The organism is Pseudonocardia hierapolitana (assembly GCF_007994075.1).
GTDB lineage: Bacteria > Actinomycetota > Actinomycetes > Mycobacteriales > Pseudonocardiaceae > Pseudonocardia > Pseudonocardia hierapolitana.
Map to the genome: position 1 here is coordinate 1,257,779 of NZ_VIWU01000001.1, position 14,998 is coordinate 1,272,776.

General features: G+C 72.2%; 15 protein-coding genes. 11 read left to right on the plus strand and 4 right to left on the minus strand.

Going from position 1 to position 14,998, the window contains the following annotated elements; translation table 11 throughout:
* Positions 1-72: 72 nt before the first annotated feature.
* Both FHX44_RS06070 and FHX44_RS06075 read left to right on the plus strand, forming a co-directional pair.
* Complete coding sequence (locus FHX44_RS06070; RefSeq protein WP_147254562.1) at positions 73-951, plus strand: manganese catalase; 879 nt, start codon at positions 73-75, stop codon at positions 949-951.
* 512 nt (positions 952-1,463) lie between these two features.
* On the plus strand, positions 1,464-3,602 hold the full coding sequence (locus FHX44_RS06075) for a DEAD/DEAH box helicase (RefSeq protein WP_147254563.1): 2,139 nt from the start codon (positions 1,464-1,466) through the stop codon (positions 3,600-3,602).
* 49 nt (positions 3,603-3,651) lie between these two features.
* Here FHX44_RS06075 and FHX44_RS06080 read toward each other — a convergent pair whose 3' ends face one another.
* On the minus strand, positions 3,652-4,653 hold the full coding sequence (locus tag FHX44_RS06080; RefSeq protein ID WP_147254564.1) for a sensor histidine kinase: 1,002 nt from the start codon (positions 4,651-4,653) through the stop codon (positions 3,652-3,654).
* Between the two features lie 253 nt (positions 4,654-4,906).
* Here FHX44_RS06080 and FHX44_RS06085 point away from each other — a divergent pair, with 253 nt between their 5' ends.
* The 3 genes from FHX44_RS06085 (at position 4,907) to FHX44_RS06095 (ending at position 7,679) form a co-directional block, all read left to right on the plus strand.
* Positions 4,907-6,226, plus strand: coding sequence for a lipopolysaccharide biosynthesis protein (locus FHX44_RS06085; protein WP_147254565.1), 1,320 nt, complete (start codon positions 4,907-4,909; stop codon positions 6,224-6,226).
* Between the two features lie 140 nt (positions 6,227-6,366).
* A complete protein-coding gene (locus FHX44_RS06090) occupies positions 6,367-7,017 on the plus strand; it encodes an arsenate reductase/protein-tyrosine-phosphatase family protein (RefSeq protein ID WP_246170236.1) in 651 nt (216 codons plus the stop codon).
* An 8-nt stretch (positions 7,018-7,025) separates the two neighbouring features.
* On the plus strand, positions 7,026-7,679 hold the full coding sequence (locus tag FHX44_RS06095) for an arsenate reductase ArsC (RefSeq protein WP_147254567.1): 654 nt from the start codon (positions 7,026-7,028) through the stop codon (positions 7,677-7,679).
* A gap of 7 nt (positions 7,680-7,686) precedes the next feature.
* Here FHX44_RS06095 and FHX44_RS06100 read toward each other — a convergent pair whose 3' ends face one another.
* Positions 7,687-8,427, minus strand: coding sequence for a TetR/AcrR family transcriptional regulator (locus FHX44_RS06100; RefSeq protein ID WP_147254568.1), 741 nt, complete (start codon positions 8,425-8,427; stop codon positions 7,687-7,689).
* Positions 8,428-8,508: 81 nt separating this feature from the next.
* On the opposite strand from FHX44_RS06100, the gene FHX44_RS06105 reads away from it, so the two are divergent.
* The 5 genes from FHX44_RS06105 (at position 8,509) to FHX44_RS06120 (ending at position 12,399) form a co-directional block, all read left to right on the plus strand.
* Positions 8,509-8,712 carry a cold-shock protein gene (locus FHX44_RS06105; protein ID WP_147254569.1) on the plus strand — a complete coding sequence of 68 codons (204 nt, stop codon included), beginning with the start codon at positions 8,509-8,511 and terminating at the stop codon, positions 8,710-8,712.
* A 67-nt stretch (positions 8,713-8,779) separates the two neighbouring features.
* On the plus strand, positions 8,780-9,046 hold the full coding sequence (locus FHX44_RS43125; RefSeq protein ID WP_246170237.1) for a hypothetical protein: 267 nt from the start codon (positions 8,780-8,782) through the stop codon (positions 9,044-9,046).
* Complete coding sequence (locus tag FHX44_RS06110; RefSeq protein ID WP_425469117.1) at positions 9,043-10,026, plus strand: RNA polymerase sigma factor; 984 nt, start codon at positions 9,043-9,045, stop codon at positions 10,024-10,026. Before FHX44_RS43125 ends, FHX44_RS06110 begins: the two co-directional genes overlap by 4 nt.
* Positions 10,027-10,111: 85 nt before the next feature.
* A complete protein-coding gene (locus tag FHX44_RS06115; protein ID WP_147254571.1) occupies positions 10,112-11,011 on the plus strand; it encodes an LLM class flavin-dependent oxidoreductase in 900 nt (299 codons plus the stop codon).
* A complete protein-coding gene (locus tag FHX44_RS06120) occupies positions 11,008-12,399 on the plus strand; it encodes an FAD-binding oxidoreductase (protein ID WP_147254572.1) in 1,392 nt (463 codons plus the stop codon). The genes FHX44_RS06115 and FHX44_RS06120 overlap by 4 nt, the downstream gene beginning before the upstream one ends.
* Positions 12,400-12,456: 57 nt before the next feature.
* On the opposite strand, the gene FHX44_RS06125 is transcribed toward FHX44_RS06120, so the two are convergent.
* Positions 12,457-13,134: an ABC transporter permease gene (locus FHX44_RS06125; protein WP_246170238.1), complete on the minus strand. Its 678-nt coding sequence runs from the start codon at positions 13,132-13,134 to the stop codon at positions 12,457-12,459.
* A 5-nt stretch (positions 13,135-13,139) separates the two neighbouring features.
* Positions 13,140-14,177, minus strand: a complete 1,038-nt coding sequence (locus FHX44_RS06130) for a medium chain dehydrogenase/reductase family protein (protein ID WP_147254573.1) — start codon at positions 14,175-14,177, stop codon at positions 13,140-13,142.
* Between the two features lie 106 nt (positions 14,178-14,283).
* Here FHX44_RS06130 and FHX44_RS06135 point away from each other — a divergent pair, with 106 nt between their 5' ends.
* Entirely contained in the window at positions 14,284-14,925 is a 642-nt protein-coding gene (locus FHX44_RS06135; RefSeq protein ID WP_147254574.1) for a TetR/AcrR family transcriptional regulator, read from the plus strand.
* The last annotated feature ends 73 nt before the right edge of the window (positions 14,926-14,998 follow it).

The window sequence follows — 14,998 nt, forward strand, 5'->3', positions numbered from 1 at the left end:
GAAGTCCAGGGCACCCACGGGGCTCCGGCACTCGCCGGTGTCGGAACCGTCCCGATCGCTCCCAGGAGAACGATGTTCTTCCACCGCCAGGAACTCCAGTTCAGGTCCACGCCCGATCAACCCGACGCCGTGTACGCGCGCAAGCTGCAAGAGGTGCTCGGCGGCCAGTACGGCGAGATCACCGTGGCGATGCAGTACATGTTCCAGGGCTGGAACTCCCACCTCCCCGGCAAGTACCGCGATCTCGTCTTCGGGATCGGCGCCGAGGAGTTCGGCCACGTCGAGATGCTCGCCACCATGATCGCCCAGCTGCTCGAGAAGGCGCCCCTGGGCATCACCAGCGATGCGGTGCAGGACGACCCGACCGTCGCCGCTGTCGTCGGCGGGACGGACGTGCAGCACGCGATCGTGGCCGGTGCGGGCGCCCGCCCCGTGGACAGCAACGGCAACCCGTGGCAGGGCAGCTACATCACCGGCAGCGGCAACCTGCTCGCCGACTTCACCGCCAACGCCAACGCCGAGATGCAAGGCCGCACACAGGTCGCGCGGCTGTACCACATGACCGACGACCACGGTGTCCGCGAGCTGCTGTCCTTCCTGCTCGCCCGCGACACCATGCACCAGAACCAGTGGCTCGCCGCGGCCGTGGAACTGCAGGAAGAGGGCTACGAGGGAATGCCCGTGCCCAGCAACTTCCCGCAGAGCAAGGAGTACACCGAGGTGTCCTACCAGTACCTCAACTTCAGCGACGGCAAGGAGGCGGCAAACGGGCGCTGGGCGAGCGGGCCCACCCCGGACGGGCACGAGTTCAGCTACCACGACGGGCCCACGACGCACGAGCCGATGCCGGCCCCCACCCGGCCCGATTCGCGCATGTACGGCACCACCGACCTGCCCAACCCGGTCGAGAAGGCGGCCGGGGCCGTCCAGGACAAGCTCAACCGCGAGTGAGACCTTCGCCGCCGCCGAGCTGGTGCTGGAGTCGCCACTCGGGCATCAGCTCGGCGCGGGAATGCCGGCATCGATCGGCGGCTGCGGACAGCGACGGCAGACCCGCAAGGGCGTCATCCGTGCGCCACTCGCGGTAGGACGACATCGAGAACGGGCCGGGCCGGGTACTGTGACCACGTCGACGACACCGGCCCGGCCGCGGACTTCTTCCACGTCAGCGGGTCGGCGGCGCCGCTCCGGGTCCGCCCGGCCGGTCGCGCCGAACGAGTGCGGCCAACGTCGCAAGCCACATCGCCGGTGAGGCGGTAGGATCACCGGCAGAACGAACCCGGCGGAGGCCGCCCTGTGCGGTGGGTGCCGCGGCAAATCGGCATGCAGGCGGGCTGTCCGGCCCGCGCGTCGATCCCCGCCGATCCGTGGGTCCGCTCGCGTGAAGAGGAGCGACTTCGGCCCTCCCCGCGACGCCCATCACCCGACCGAAGCACGGTGCGCGGCACCCGAAGGAGGAGTTAGTGGCTCGACGAGGCCAGCCCCAGACCAGGGCTCGCCGCAGCGCCCCGCACAGCCGTCGTCACGGCCCTCGCCGCGACGACGTCAACTCGGTGCTCGCCCGCGCCGTCCGGGAGGTCGAGACGGCCCTTCGAAGCGGTCGGGTCACCCCCGCGACGCGCACGAAGTTCCAGGCCGTCGCGCTGCTCCTGCGCGACGAGCGCGCCCGGATCCGCGCGGAGGAGAACGGCAGCGACACGCACCGGGCCGAGCAGCTCAAGCGCCTCGACGGCATCGCGACGATCCTCGCGAAGAGCGCCGTGCGCGATGCCGGGCTCATGGCGCTCCTCGCCGAGGACGCTGTCGTCTCCGACGAGGCCCGGGCACTCAAGCGGGACATGCTGAGGGCCGCGGGCATCGAGCCGGCCGCCGACGAGCTTCCGCCGGCTGCGCCCCAGGACGCCGCCGCGGAGAACCGGGTGGTGCCACGGTCGGTCGTCTCCCGGCAGCTGGCCAACCCCTTCCTCGCCCCCGATGTCTCCGCCGTCCGGCCGAGCGCACCCCGTCCCACCCGGCTGGCCACGTGGGAGCTGATCGGCCCGCTGCTCAGCTCGTTCGAGCGCGCCGGCAGCGGAGCCCCGGCGTGCATGGCACTCCCCGCGCCGACCTCCCGGTACACGCCGCCCGGCCTGGAGCTGATGCCGCACCAGGCCCGGCTGGTCGCCGCGGCAGCGGCAGGCCACCGGACCTTCCTGCTCGCCGACGAGCCGGGCCTGGGCAAGACGGCCCAGGCGTTGCTCGCCGCCGAGGCGGCGAACGCCTACCCGCTGCTCGTCGTCGTGCCGAACGTCGTCAAGACGAACTGGGCGCGCGAGGCCGCGATCTGGACGCCCCACCGCACCGCCACCGTGATCCACGGCAACGGCGACTCGGTCGACGGGTTCGCCGACATCCTCGTCGTCAACTACGAGGTGCTCGACCGCCACGTGGGCTGGCTGGGCAACTTCGGCCTGCGCGGGATGGTCGTCGACGAGGCGCACTTCATCAAGAACAAGTCCTCTCAGCGCTCACGGCACGTCCTGTCGCTGTCCGAGCGGATCCGGTCCTTCACCGCGGGCCCGCTGCTGATGGCCCTCACCGGTACCCCGCTGATCAACGACATCGACGACTTCCGGGCGATCTGGCAGTTCCTCGGCTGGATCGACGAGACGAAGCCGCTCGCCGGGCTGATGAACGCGCTCGACGAGACCGGCCTGACCCCCGCCGACCCGGGGTTCTACGCCGCGGCCCGGCAATGCGTCGTCGATCTCGGCATCGTCCGGCGCCGCAAGGTCGACGTGGCCGCCGACATCCCCGCGCGCCGCATCGCCGACCTCCCCGTCGAGCTGGACGGGCCGGCAGGCCGGTCGATCCGGGCGGCCGAGCGCGAACTCGCGCGCCGGATGGTGGCGCGGTACGAGGAGGCGCTCGCGAGCCGCCGGTCCGGTGCCGTCGTCGAGGGCATCGACCACGACCTCGTGCGCCAGGTGGCCAGGTGGGAGCAGAAGGATGCGGCCGCCTCGACGACCGGCGAGAACGTCTTCAGCATGATGCGGCGGATCGGCCGGGCGAAGGCGGGCCTCGCCGCCGACTACGCGGCCCAGATCGCGCGCAGCGCGGGCAAGGTGGTCTTCTTCGCCAAGCACGTCGACGTGATGGACGCCGCCGAGGAGACGTTCGCCCAGCAGGGTGTCCGTTTCTCGTCGATCCGCGGCGACCAGACGGCCGCGGTGCGGCAGCGGAACATCGACGCCTTCGTGAACGACGCAGGCGTGGCCGTCGCAGTCTGCTCGCTGACCGCGGCCGGGGTGGGCCTCAACCTGCAGGTCGCGTCGAACCTCGTGCTGGCGGAGCTGTCCTGGACCGCCGCGGAGCAGACCCAGGCCATCGACCGCAGCCACCGCATCGGCCAGGCGCAGCCCGTCACCGCGTGGCGCATCATCGCCGCGCAGACGATCGACGCCCGGATCGCCGAGCTGATCGACAGCAAGGCCGGCCTCGCGGCCCAGGCGCTCGACGGTTCGGAGGAGGAGGTCGGGTCGTCGGCCGACGTGCAGCTCGAGGCGCTCGTCGCGTTGCTGACCGACGCGCTGTCGGCGGCCCCGGCGCACCTCGAGGGCTGACGGCGGGGAGGACGCCGAAGGCGCGGCCGGCGTTCGTGGCAGCCCGGACTCAGCTCTGGGACGTCTGGCGTTCCCGGGCGCTGCGCTCGAGTGCGGGCGGCCGCGGGAACTGCACCTCGACGGCGGTTCCGGCGGCGCCGACCCGGATGTGGACGACGTCGGCCAGCTGCCGGATCATCCACACGCCCATCCCGCCGACGTGCACGTTCGCGGGGTCGGGCGGGTGGAAACCCTTGGTCGTGATGTCGTCGCCGAGCCCCTGGTCGTCGACCCTCATGACGACGTGGTGAGGGGTGGCCCAGACCCGGATCCGGCACGGCCGCTCGCCGTGGCGCAGGGCGTTGGACAGGGCCTCCGCGGTGGCGAGCTCGAAGTCGTCACCGGTCTCCTCGGTGAGTCCGAGCATGCCCCCGGCCTCGGCCACGGCGCGCCGGGCCGCCCCGAACTGCCCGACCGTGGTGACCCAGAAGTCGACCGGAGGCTCCGGCGGAACCACCGAGAGCGGCCCGGGGTGGGCGCGCAGGTAGGTCTCGGGCGGGACGTAGTCGCTGCTGGGCGCTGAACGCCCGTCCGAGCCGACGAGCAGCGGATGGACCTGACGCACGGCATCGAGAACGTCAGGCGAGTGGCGGCGCCGGTCGTAGAGGCAGACCCAGGGGAACCCGTAGGTGCCCAGCACGTGGTTGCTGGCAGCCTCGAACCGGAGGTAGGCGGCCGTGCGCGCGGCGCTGCTCGTCGTGTCGTTCTCCGCGATCAGCCGGATGCGGTTCCCGGCCTCGTACTGCCCGGCCAGGTAGCGGCGCAGGCCGTTGTACATGGGACCGAGGCTCCGGTAGCTGACGTCGGGCACCTGCCACCGGATGTCGCGCTCGTCGGCACCCAGGCCGCGGCGCAGCTGCGCGGCGGCGCGTCCGGACACCACGGCGACCACGGACTCTCCGGCGGCGAGGCCGTCACGCACGAACGGCACCACCCGCCGTCGGAGGTCGTCGCCGGACTCGAACAGGGCAGCCGCGTGCGCCGTGCAGCCACTGCCATCTGTCCCGCTCATCGGTTCTGCCAGCGCACCGACGATCCCCCGACCCACACGCCGGGGTTGTTCCCGCACAGCCCGGTTCTATGCGCTGCACAGCACTGACGAGGGAAATCGGGGCACCGCGTGCGCTCTCAGCCGGGCCTCAGCCTCCCTCCCCCATGATCACCCCCGTCACGCACCGCGCCGGCGGCGCACGCGGCGGACGACGACCGTCGACGGATCGGCTCACCAGCCGCGTTCCCGAGGAGGCACGACCCAGCATGTCGGCATGTCGGAGGGCGGCCCGATGACGGGCGAGCACGAGAACACCGACGGCTGGCGGGCACCACAGCACCGCGACGGGATGGCCCTCGTGCTCAGCTCGGGCGTGTCCTCGGCCATCGGGATGCTGTTCTGGGTGCTCGCCGCGCGGCTGTTCGAGCAGGACACCGTCGGGGTCAACTCGGCAGCCCTGTCGGCCGTCACGCTCCTCGCCTCGGCCTCCCACCTCAACCTCGGCAACGCGATCCTGCGGTTCGTCCCCGTGTCCGATGGACGCCGCGCCCTCGTCGCGGGCTGCTTCGCCGTCGGCATCGGCTGGGGGGCGGTGGTCGGGCTCGGGTTCGGGATCGGCGCGAACCTCTGGGCACCGGATCTCGTGGCGGCGTTCGGGCACCCCGCCCTGATCGCCTTCTACCTGCTCAGCGTGCCGATCTGGACGGTGTTCGTCCTGCAGGACTCCGCCCTCACCGCGATCAAGCGCGCCCCCCTGGTCCTGGTCGAGAACATCGTGTTCGCCCTGCTGAAGATCGCTCTGCTCGTGGTGGCCGCCTGGCTGGGCCTCGTGTTCGGGATCGCGGTCGGCACGCTGGCCGCCACGTTCGTCCTCGTGCTGGCGGTCACCACCTATCTGGCCCGGGCGCTGCGCAGGCAGCCGGTCCCGGCGCCGCAGGCGGTCCAGGAGGTCACGGCACGTGACCTCGCCGGGTTCGTCGGCGTCGACTACGCGGGGAACGTCGCCTGGCAGGCGGCCGTCTTCGGGCTCCCGCTCATCGTGATCGCCCTCACCGACGCGGGCGGCGCCGCCGTCTACGGCGTGGCGTGGCAGGTCACCTACGCGCTCTACCTGGTCGCCTCCGGCATGGGCAAGTCGATGGTCGCGCACTCGGCCGGAGGGGACTCCGCCGCGATCGTGCACGCCCGCCGCGGGATGGACCGCAAGGCGATCACCCTCGTCCTGCCCGGGGCCCTCGTCGTCGCAGGCGGCTCCTACCTGATCCTGTCGGTGTTCGGCAGCAGATATGCCGAGACCGGCGCGCTCCTGCTCGCGCTGCTGGCGCTCTCCGCGATCCCGAACGTGGTCACGAACTCCGCGCTGTGGGAAGCACGTGTGCGCCGCAACCGTGCGGTGCAGTTCGGGCTGCCCGCCGCGACCAGTGCAGCGGTCATCACCTGCACGCTGGTCCTGATCCCCGCGATCGGAGTCACGGGCGCCGGATGGGCGTGGCTGGGCGCCCAGGGCGTGGCCGCCGCCGTGATCCTCCTCCACCGCCGGAGGGCGCAGCGCCTTGACGAGGAGCGAAAGGCCGCACCCATCCCCCCGTCGTGACAACTGGCGCGGCGAAGCGGGAGCACCCAGTTGCTGCAGGTCCGGCACTGGCCGCGGCGCGCTGTTGACTCGACAGACATACCTCAGCAATTATTGACTCAATGTCTACTGAGCGAAACTGCGTAGTGCGACGTGCCGCCGTGCACGCGGCACTGGGCGATCCGGGGCGGTTGGCGATCGTCGACGCGCTCGTGCTCGGCGAGGCGTCCCCGTCCGAGCTGCAGCGGCTACTGGACATGCCCTCCAACCTGCTGGCCCACCACGTCGGGGTTCTCGAGCGGGCCGGCGTGGTCGGCCGGCACCGCTCCGAGGGCGACCGCCGGCGCAGCTACCTGCGGCTGACCCCGGGCTCGCTGGAGGCGCTGCGACCGAAGGCGGTCCGGGAGGCGGTGCGGATCGTGTTCGTGTGCACCGAGAACTCGGCTCGCTCACAGCTCGCTGCCGCGATCTGGGCAGGGACCGCGCCCGTGCGCGCGACCTCCGCGGGCACTCATCCGGCGCAGGCGGTGCACCCCGGCGCAGTGGCCGCCGCGGCCCGGCACCGGCTGCCCCTCACCCCCGCGACGCCGCGCCACGTGAACGACGTCCTGCGGACGGACGACGTGGTCATCACCGTGTGCGACGCCGCCCACGAGGAGCTCGGCGCGGGACCGGAACGGCTGCACTGGTCGATCCCCGACCCGGCACGCCACGGTGACGACGCCGCGTTCGACCGCGCCGTCGCCGAGCTGACCGACCGGATCGGCCGGCTCGCCCCCGTGATCCGCCCCATCGATCCGTCCACGTCCTGAGGAGCGCCGTGCCCACGACCCACCGCCCGGACCTGTCCATCGATCAGCAGCTCGCGCTCCGGACAGCCGCGTCGAACCTGGGCCGCGAGTTCGACGGCACGTTCGGCGTCGATACCATCGAACGGTTCCTGCACGGCTCCTACGACGAGTTCGCCCAGCGGGCCGCCGTGCCGAACTACCTGCCGCTGCTGGCGGAGCGGTTCGCCCGCCAACGGCTGCGCGCGCTGGCCAAGGTCGAGGGCAAGCACGCCGGCGGGGTGCCGGTCGTGCTGTTCCTGTGCACCCACAACGCCGGGCGCTCCCAGATGGCGCTCGGGTTCTTCACCCAGCTGGCAGGCGACCGTGCCGTCGCCTGGTCGGGTGGTTCGGAGCCGGCCGGCCGGATCAACCCGTCAGCGGTCGCGGCGATGGCCGAGCGGGGGATCGACATCTCCGGCGAGTACCCCAAGCCGTGGACCGACGAGATCGTCCGCGCCGCCGACGTCGTCGTCACGATGGGCTGCGGCGACGCCTGCCCCGTCTTCCCCGGCCGCCGCTACGAGGACTGGGTCCTGCCGGACCCGGCGGGCAAGGACGTCGAGGACGTCCGCCCCATCCGCAACGACATCGAGCGGCGGGTTCGCCGCCTCCTGACCTCGCTCGGGGTGCCCGCCGGCGCCTGAGACCACCTCACCGGCCACCGGGACCGTCGTCCGACCTGCGCCCCGCACCGGCGGGCACCGCCTCGTGGCGTCGCCCGCCGAGTTGGCGGCGCAGGCCGGCGATCACCACGTCGAGGCCCTCCTCGAGTTCCTGTAGCCCGTCGTAGGCCGCCAGCTCACCGGCGAGGGAACGCAGGCGTGGGAACTCCTTGGCCGGCAGCCGGTGCAGGCCGAGGCGCAGCAGGTCGTCGGTCTCCTCCGGGTCGTACACGCGCTCCTGCAGCTCGTTGAGCACGTGCCCCTGGAGGAAGCCGATGTAGAACCGGTACGCGTGCAGCGCGCCGCGCTCGTCGAATCCGGCGCGGACGAGCAGCTCGAGCAGATCCTCCAGCGGACGCAGGGTTCCGAGCGGTCGCAACGCCAGCGGGGTGGCCAGAGGGCGGGTCACCATCAGGGGCACCACGTGCGGGTGCGCGAGGGCGATCCGCCGGTAGCCGTGGGCGGCGCCCCGGAGCACGTCCTCCCATGTTCCCGACCTCGGGACCTCCAGCTCGCCGAGCACGAGCTCCACGACCCCGTCGAGCAGCTCCTCCTTGCTCGCCGCGAACCGGTAGAGGCGCATCGGGTCTCGCCCCAGCGCCCTGCCGATCCGGCGCATCGACAGCGCCTCCACCCCGTCGGCGTCGATGAGCCGCAACGCCGTGGCGAGCACCTCCTCGCGACGCAGCGCCGGCCGGCGGCGGACAGCTGCACCGGTCTGGTTCGTCATCCGATCCCCGCTCACCTTGAAGCCCTTCCCGCTACAGCGTAGCGTCTACACCGTAGCGCCAGGGCGACGAAGGGAGTGCGCATGCACTACGGAACCGTGGCGTGGTTCGACGCCCGGCGCGGGATCGGCATGATCATGATGGAGGGCTCCGGGTCCGAGGTACCGGTCAGCTCGGCGCAGATCGACGGCGGCGGACAGCAGAGCCTCGCAGCGGACACCCGCGTCGCCTTCCGACTTCTCCACGGACCGGGCGGTCCACGAGCCGTGGACGTCTACGTCCCCTGACCGCGACGCCGCCACCCGCACCGCCCGCCTCACGGCGACCGAAACCCGCAGCTGACAGGAGACAGGCGTGCTCCGTCCCGAGGAACTCGTCGAAGCGTTCGCCGCGCTCGATCGCGCACGCCTCACCAGGATGAGCGAGCCCGACCGGGAGCGGCAGCTCATCGCCCGGCAGGCCCTCCTCGAGTACGTCGAGACGCTCTGGGACGACGTGCAGCGGTCCGGCGAACGCCCCGACATCGGCGAGAAGTACCAGGCGCTGTCCACCGTGCTCGCGCTCATCCGATCGCTGACCTCGGTGTCGTTCGACGCTGTCTACGACCGCTGGTCGCCGTGAGCCGAACCAGGCGCGCGCCGCTCGCGGACGACCGCGAGCGCGACGTCGACGAACACCTCGTGGCGTCGATCGATCCCGTCCGCGCCTATCTGCGACTCATCGGCCGGACCGCGCTGCTGTCGGCCGGCGAGGAGATCGAGCTGGCCCAGCGGATCGAGGTCGGTGTCTACGCCGCAGCTCGACTCAGCCGGCCCGCCGATGAGTTCCCGGCCTCCACCGCGACCAGGCGGGAGCTGCACTGGCTCGCGCGGGACGGGATGCGCGCGAAGACCCACCTGATCGAAGCGAACCTGCGGCTGGTCGCGTCGGTGGCGAAGCGCTATTCCGGCCGCGGCATCCCCTTCCTCGACCTCGTCCAGGAAGGCAACATCGGCCTCATCCGTGCGGTCGAGAAGTTCGACTACGCCAAGGGCTACAAGTTCTCCACCTACGCCACCTGGTGGATCCGCCAGGCGGTCAGCCGCAGCCTGGCCGACCAGTCCCGCGTCATCCGCATCCCCGTGCACGTGGGCGAGCTGCTCAGCAAGCTGTACCTCCGACGCCGCGACCTGCTCGTCCAGCTCGGCCGCGACCCCACGGTCGACGAGCTGGCCGCGGAGATGTCGATCAGCCCGGCGAAGGTCCGCGAGATCGAGCACTACGCCCGCGACCCGATCTCGCTCGACCTCACCCTCGGCCACGAGAACGACACCAGCCTCGGCGACCTCATCCAGGACACCAGCGCGGTGGCCGCCGACGAGGCGGCGGCATCGGCCGTCCTCCGGAACGAGATCCGAGAGGTGCTGGCCACCCTGTCCCAACGCGAAGCCGACATCCTCCGGCTGCGGTTCGGGTTCACCGACGGCCGGCCGCGCACCCTCGACGAGATCAGCCGGATCCACGGGGTCACCCGCGAACGGATCCGGCAGATCGAGGCCAGGACCATGACCAAGCTGCGCCACCCCTCCCGGACGGGAAGCCTCCGCGACTACCTCACCTGAGCGGAATCACCCGGCGCGATGAGCTGTTGGACAGATCGTCCCGCAGACAATAGTCTGCGAAGCAGCACATCTCGAACGAGGGACCATGACGGACTACGGACACGACCTGCGTTTCGGGTCGTTCATCACTCCGGCGAACGCGGCACCGCAGCAGGCCGTCGAGGCGGCGCAGGCCGCGGAGGAAGCCGGGCTCGATCTCGCGACGTTCCAGGACCATCCCTACCAGCCCCGGTTCCTGGACACCTGGACGTTGCTCAGCTACGTCGCAGCGCGGACCCGGCGCATCAGCCTGTCGGGCAACGTGCTCAACCTCCCGCTGCGCCCGCCTGCCGTGCTGGCGCGGGCCGCGGCGAGCCTCGACCTGCTCAGCGGTGGGCGGTTCGAGCTCGGGCTCGGGGCCGGCGGGTTCTGGGACGCCATCGAGGCGATGGGCGGGCGGCGGCTGTCGCCCGGGCAGGCCGTGGACGCGCTCGGCGAGGCCGTCGACGTCATCCGGGGCGTCTGGGACGCGGGCAACCGCGAGCCGCTGCGGATCGACGGCACCTACTACCGGGTCGACGGCGCCAAGCGGGGGCCTGCGCCCGCCCACCCGATCGGCATCTGGCTCGGCGCGTACAAACCGCGGATGCTGCGGCTGATCGGGCGCAAGGCCGACGGCTGGCTGCCCACGCTCGCGTACCTGGGCTCGCTGCAGGCCCTCGCCGACGGCAACGCCGTGATCGACGAGGCCGCGGCCGAGGCCGGTCGGGACCCGCGGGTGATCCGGCGCCAGCTCAACGTCGGCGGCCGGTTCCGCACGGACTCGAGCGACCAGCTGCTCACCGGCCCACCCGGGCAGTGGGCCGAGCAGCTCGCGGCGCTGGCGCTCGAGTACGGCGTGGCCGACTTCATCCTCACGAGCGACGACCCTCAGGCGATCGCGGTCTTCGGCAAGGAGGTCGCGCCCGCTGTCCGCGACCTGGTCACGGCCGAGCGTGCCCGATGACGAGAACGACCGACTGCCGCAGCGCCGCGGTGCGCGCCCACCGCCTACCCGGGATCGACTACGACGCGATCCCGGCGACGCTCGCCGAGGCGGCCGTCGAGCCGGGCGATGTGCAGTACGCGAGCGTCCGCTCGAACTACCTGCGCGGCGGCTCGCCAGGGCTCGTCCTCCGGCCGCGCACCACCTCGGAGGTGGTGGACGCGCTCGGGTTCGCGCGGCGTCACGACGTCCCGCTCGGCGTGCGCAGCGGCGGACACGGCATCAGCGGGCGCTCCACCAACGACGGCGGGATCGTCATCGACCTGGCGGCGCTGAACGGGATCGAGGTGCTGGACGCCGCCACCCGTCGCGTCCGGATCGGCCCCGGGGCACGGTGGGGCGAGGTCGCGCAGGCCCTGCACTCGTACGGCTGGGCGATCACCTCGGGCGACTACGGCGGCGTCGGCGTCGGCGGGCTCGCGACCGCAGGCGGGATCGGGTTCCTCGCCCGCGAACACGGGCTGACCATCGACCACATCCGCGCCGTCGAGGTGGTGCTGGCCGACGGCTCGGTCGTGCGCGCCGACGAGCACCACCACCCGGACCTGTTCTGGGGCGTGCGCGGCGCCGGGTCGGCGCTGGGGATCGTCACGTCGTTCGAGTTCGAGGCCGACGAGGTCGGCGAGCTCGGGTTCGCCCAGCTCACCCTGGACGCGTCGGACACGGCGGGGCTGCTGCGCGCGTACGGCTCGGTGGTCGAGGCCGCGCCCCGCGACCTGACCGCGTTCCTGATCCTCGGCCCGCCGCGCCGCGGCCGCCCGGCCCTCGCGACGATCATGGCCGCCGTCGACTCGGCGGACCCGGACACGATCGTCGAACGGCTGCAGCCCCTCGCCGGCATCGGGCCGCTGCTCGCCCAGCAGGTGGTGCTGACGCCGTACCCGGGGATCGTGAGCCTGCCCGAGCCGGGCCCGCACCACGGTCGGGGCGAGCCGGTGACGCGGTCGGCCCTGGTGGAGCACATCACGCCCGAGTTCGCGCGTGCGGCGGAGGACTTCCTGCACAGCGGTGCGACGTACTTCCTGCAGCTCCGCTCCGTCGGCGGTGCCGTCGCCGACGTCCCGCCGGACGCCACGGCCTACGCCCACCGCTCGGCCAACTTCTCCGCGGTCGCGTTCGGTGCCGACCGGCGCCGGCTCGACGCGGCATGGGACGAGATGACCGGGCACTTCAGCGGCCTGTACTGGAGCTTCGAGACCGACCGCAGGCCCGGCCGGCTGCTCGACGCCTACCCGCCCGCGACACTGCGGCGGCTGCAGGCGGCGAAGTGCCGGTACGACCCCGACGGCGTGTTCCGCGACAACGTCGTGGTCCCCGCCCCCGACGAGGGTGAGCTGGTGGCGTCCTGACCGCGGTGTGACCTGCGGTGCCGGAAAGGCGGCGGCGAGAGGCCGAGACATGTGCGGCTACCGGGAGGCGCTGCTCGTCCCGGAGGTGCGGGCGAGCCTGCGGCTCTCGAGGACTGCCGCGAGCGCGAACCCACCGCCGCCCGCGATGGCGAGGACCCAGAACAGGCCCGGGATGCCGAGGAAGAGCGCGGCGGTGGAGGTCAGGGCGAGCCACGTGCCGAGGCCGTAGTGCAGGACGTTGCGGCGCGTGGCGCCTTCCCCGAGGTAGAGCACGCCGACGAGGAAGCCGGCCATGGTCGGCCAGAGCATCGTCTGCAGGTCGGGCCTGTCCAATTCGGCGGCGAGACCGGTGATGGCGAGGAAGAGCGCGGCGAAGCCGCTGATCCACGAGAGCCCGAGCAGCCTCCCGGAGAGCGCCTCGTGCCGACCGGCACCGCGCTGTGCGCGGCCGGCCGCGAGCACGGCGAGGAGGGTGCCGGCGACGAGCCCGGCGCCGAGGAGGCCCATCGGCAGCCACGCGGGCAGGGCGATCAGCGGGTCGGGTCCCGTCGAGACGGCTGATGCGCCGTGTCCGAGGACGTAGGCGAGCCCGAAACCGGCGTAGGCGGCGCGGCTGTCGATGTCGCCGGTGGTGGCGGGGCGGACGGCAGCAGGGGCGGGCAGGACGGCGGTGGTCATGATGTCTCCGATCTGGTCGATCTGGTCGATCTGGTCGGGTGCGTCGGCGGGTGACACGACGATCAGGCGTCCGGGAGGATGACGACCTTGCCGGCGACCGTGCGCGACTCGGCCAGCGCGAGTGCCGATCCGGCCTCCGACAGCGGGAACCGCGCGGCGACCTGCGCGGTGAGGACACCGTCGGCCAGCAGCCCCAGCACCGAGGTGAGGTCCTCGCGCAACCGGGCCCGGAAGGAGTCGAGGCGGTGCCGGCCGGCCCAGAAGTTGTAGAACCGCGCCGACCTGCCGTTGGGCAGCAGGTTCCACATCAGCAGCCGGGCGAACAGCTTCAGCACCGGGAGCCGGGAGTTGCCCTCCTCGTTCTTCGTGGCCGCGGTTCCGTAGGACACCAGCGTCCCGCCGCGGCGCAGCAGCCGCCACGACTCGGTGATCCCGGGGCCGCCGACGTGGTCGAACACCGCGTCCACGCCGTCCGGCGCGATCTCGCGGATCCGCTGGTACATGTGCGGATCGCGGTAGTCGACCGGGATCACGTCGAGCTCGCGCAGCGCGGCGTGGTGACGCTCCGACGCCGTACCGATCACCCTGATCCCGGCGTGGCGGGCCAGCTGCACGAGCGTCGTCCCGACGCCACCGTTGGCGCCCAGCACCACGATCGTCGCTCCGGAGCGGACCCGGGCGGTGCGGTGCAGCATCTGCCAGGCCGTGATCCCGTTGACGACCACGGTCTCGGCGTCGGCCACGTCCACGCCCTCGGGCACGGGCACCAGGTCGGCGGCGTCGATCAGCTGGTGGGACGCCCAGCTCCCGATCTTGGTGGCCGCGGCGAACCGGCGCCCGACCATGGCGGGGTCAACGTCGGGACCGGTTGCGGTGACGGTGCCGACGACGTCGTAGCCGGGCACGAACGGGAACGGCGGCTGGTCGTAGTACTTGCCCAGGCGCATCTGCTGCTCGGCGAACGACACGCCGGTCGCGTCCATCCGCAGGACGACCTGACCCGCGTCCGGCGCCGGGAGGTCGCGGGTGCGGATCTGCAGACCACTCGGCTCGACCCGGCCCGGCAGGACGATCTCGGTGGTGACGGTGGTGCGGCCCATCGCAGGCTCCGTTCGACTCAGTGAGCTAACGGACGTAAGCTTACGCACGTTCTTCTCGCGGCTGCAAGAGTTAACAGGCATAAGTTTTCAGGTGTAAGCTGACGCCATGGCAGAGGAGTCGACCGCAACCGCACCCCGCGCCCGCAACCGCCGCGGCGAGGGGGGCCGGTTGCGGGAAGAGATCGTGGCCGGCGCCGTCGCGCTGCTCGACGAGACGGGCGACGAGACGTCCGTGACCCTGCGAGCGGTCGCCCGCCGGGTCGGCATCTCGGCTCCCTCGATCTACCGCCACTTCGCCGACCAGCCCAGCATCATGCTTGCCGTCGTCCAGCGGGCCTTCGACGAGCTGGACGCGGCACTGCGCGGCGCATGGGAAGCCGCGGGGGACGATCCGCGAACGCGGCTCTTCGCCGTCTGCACCGGCTACCTGGAGTTCGCGCGGACGCATCCCGGGCGGTACCGCACGATGTTCGGCGGGCTCTGGATGCCCGATCTGGAGGCGAGCTCGGTGACCGAGGCCGACATGCAGGCACTGGGCCAGGGCAGCCTGCAGCTGCTCAACGACGTCCTGGGCGACTGCGTCGCCGCGGGCATCGCCACCAGCACCGACCTGTCCGCCGATACGATCGCGCTGTGGGTGGGCCTGCACGGGCTGGCCCACCAGCAGTCGGTGACCGTCAGCTTCCCGTGGCCGCCGGACATCGACGCACGCCTCATCGCCACGCTGGCGCATCTGGCGGACGGTTGAGGCAGGCCGAGGCTCTTACCTGAGCCACCCCTGCCCGTAGGTGCGATGACAGGGCGGGGAAAGCGGTGGCAGG

Coding starts and splice junctions, on each gene's coding strand:
- FHX44_RS06070 (WP_147254562.1), top strand. CDS start 73: ATGTTCTTCCACCGCCAGGAACTCCAGTTCAGGTCCACGCCCGATCAA.
- FHX44_RS06135 (WP_147254574.1), top strand. CDS start 14,284: ATGGCAGAGGAGTCGACCGCAACCGCACCCCGCGCCCGCAACCGCCGC.
- FHX44_RS06105 (WP_147254569.1), top strand. CDS start 8,509: ATGCACTACGGAACCGTGGCGTGGTTCGACGCCCGGCGCGGGATCGGC.
- FHX44_RS06080 (WP_147254564.1), bottom strand. CDS start 4,653: ATGAGCGGGACAGATGGCAGTGGCTGCACGGCGCACGCGGCTGCCCTG.
- FHX44_RS06100 (WP_147254568.1), bottom strand. CDS start 8,427: ATGACGAACCAGACCGGTGCAGCTGTCCGCCGCCGGCCGGCGCTGCGT.
- FHX44_RS06130 (WP_147254573.1), bottom strand. CDS start 14,177: ATGGGCCGCACCACCGTCACCACCGAGATCGTCCTGCCGGGCCGGGTC.
- FHX44_RS06085 (WP_147254565.1), top strand. CDS start 4,907: ATGTCGGAGGGCGGCCCGATGACGGGCGAGCACGAGAACACCGACGGC.
- FHX44_RS06120 (WP_147254572.1), top strand. CDS start 11,008: ATGACGAGAACGACCGACTGCCGCAGCGCCGCGGTGCGCGCCCACCGC.
- FHX44_RS06115 (WP_147254571.1), top strand. CDS start 10,112: ATGACGGACTACGGACACGACCTGCGTTTCGGGTCGTTCATCACTCCG.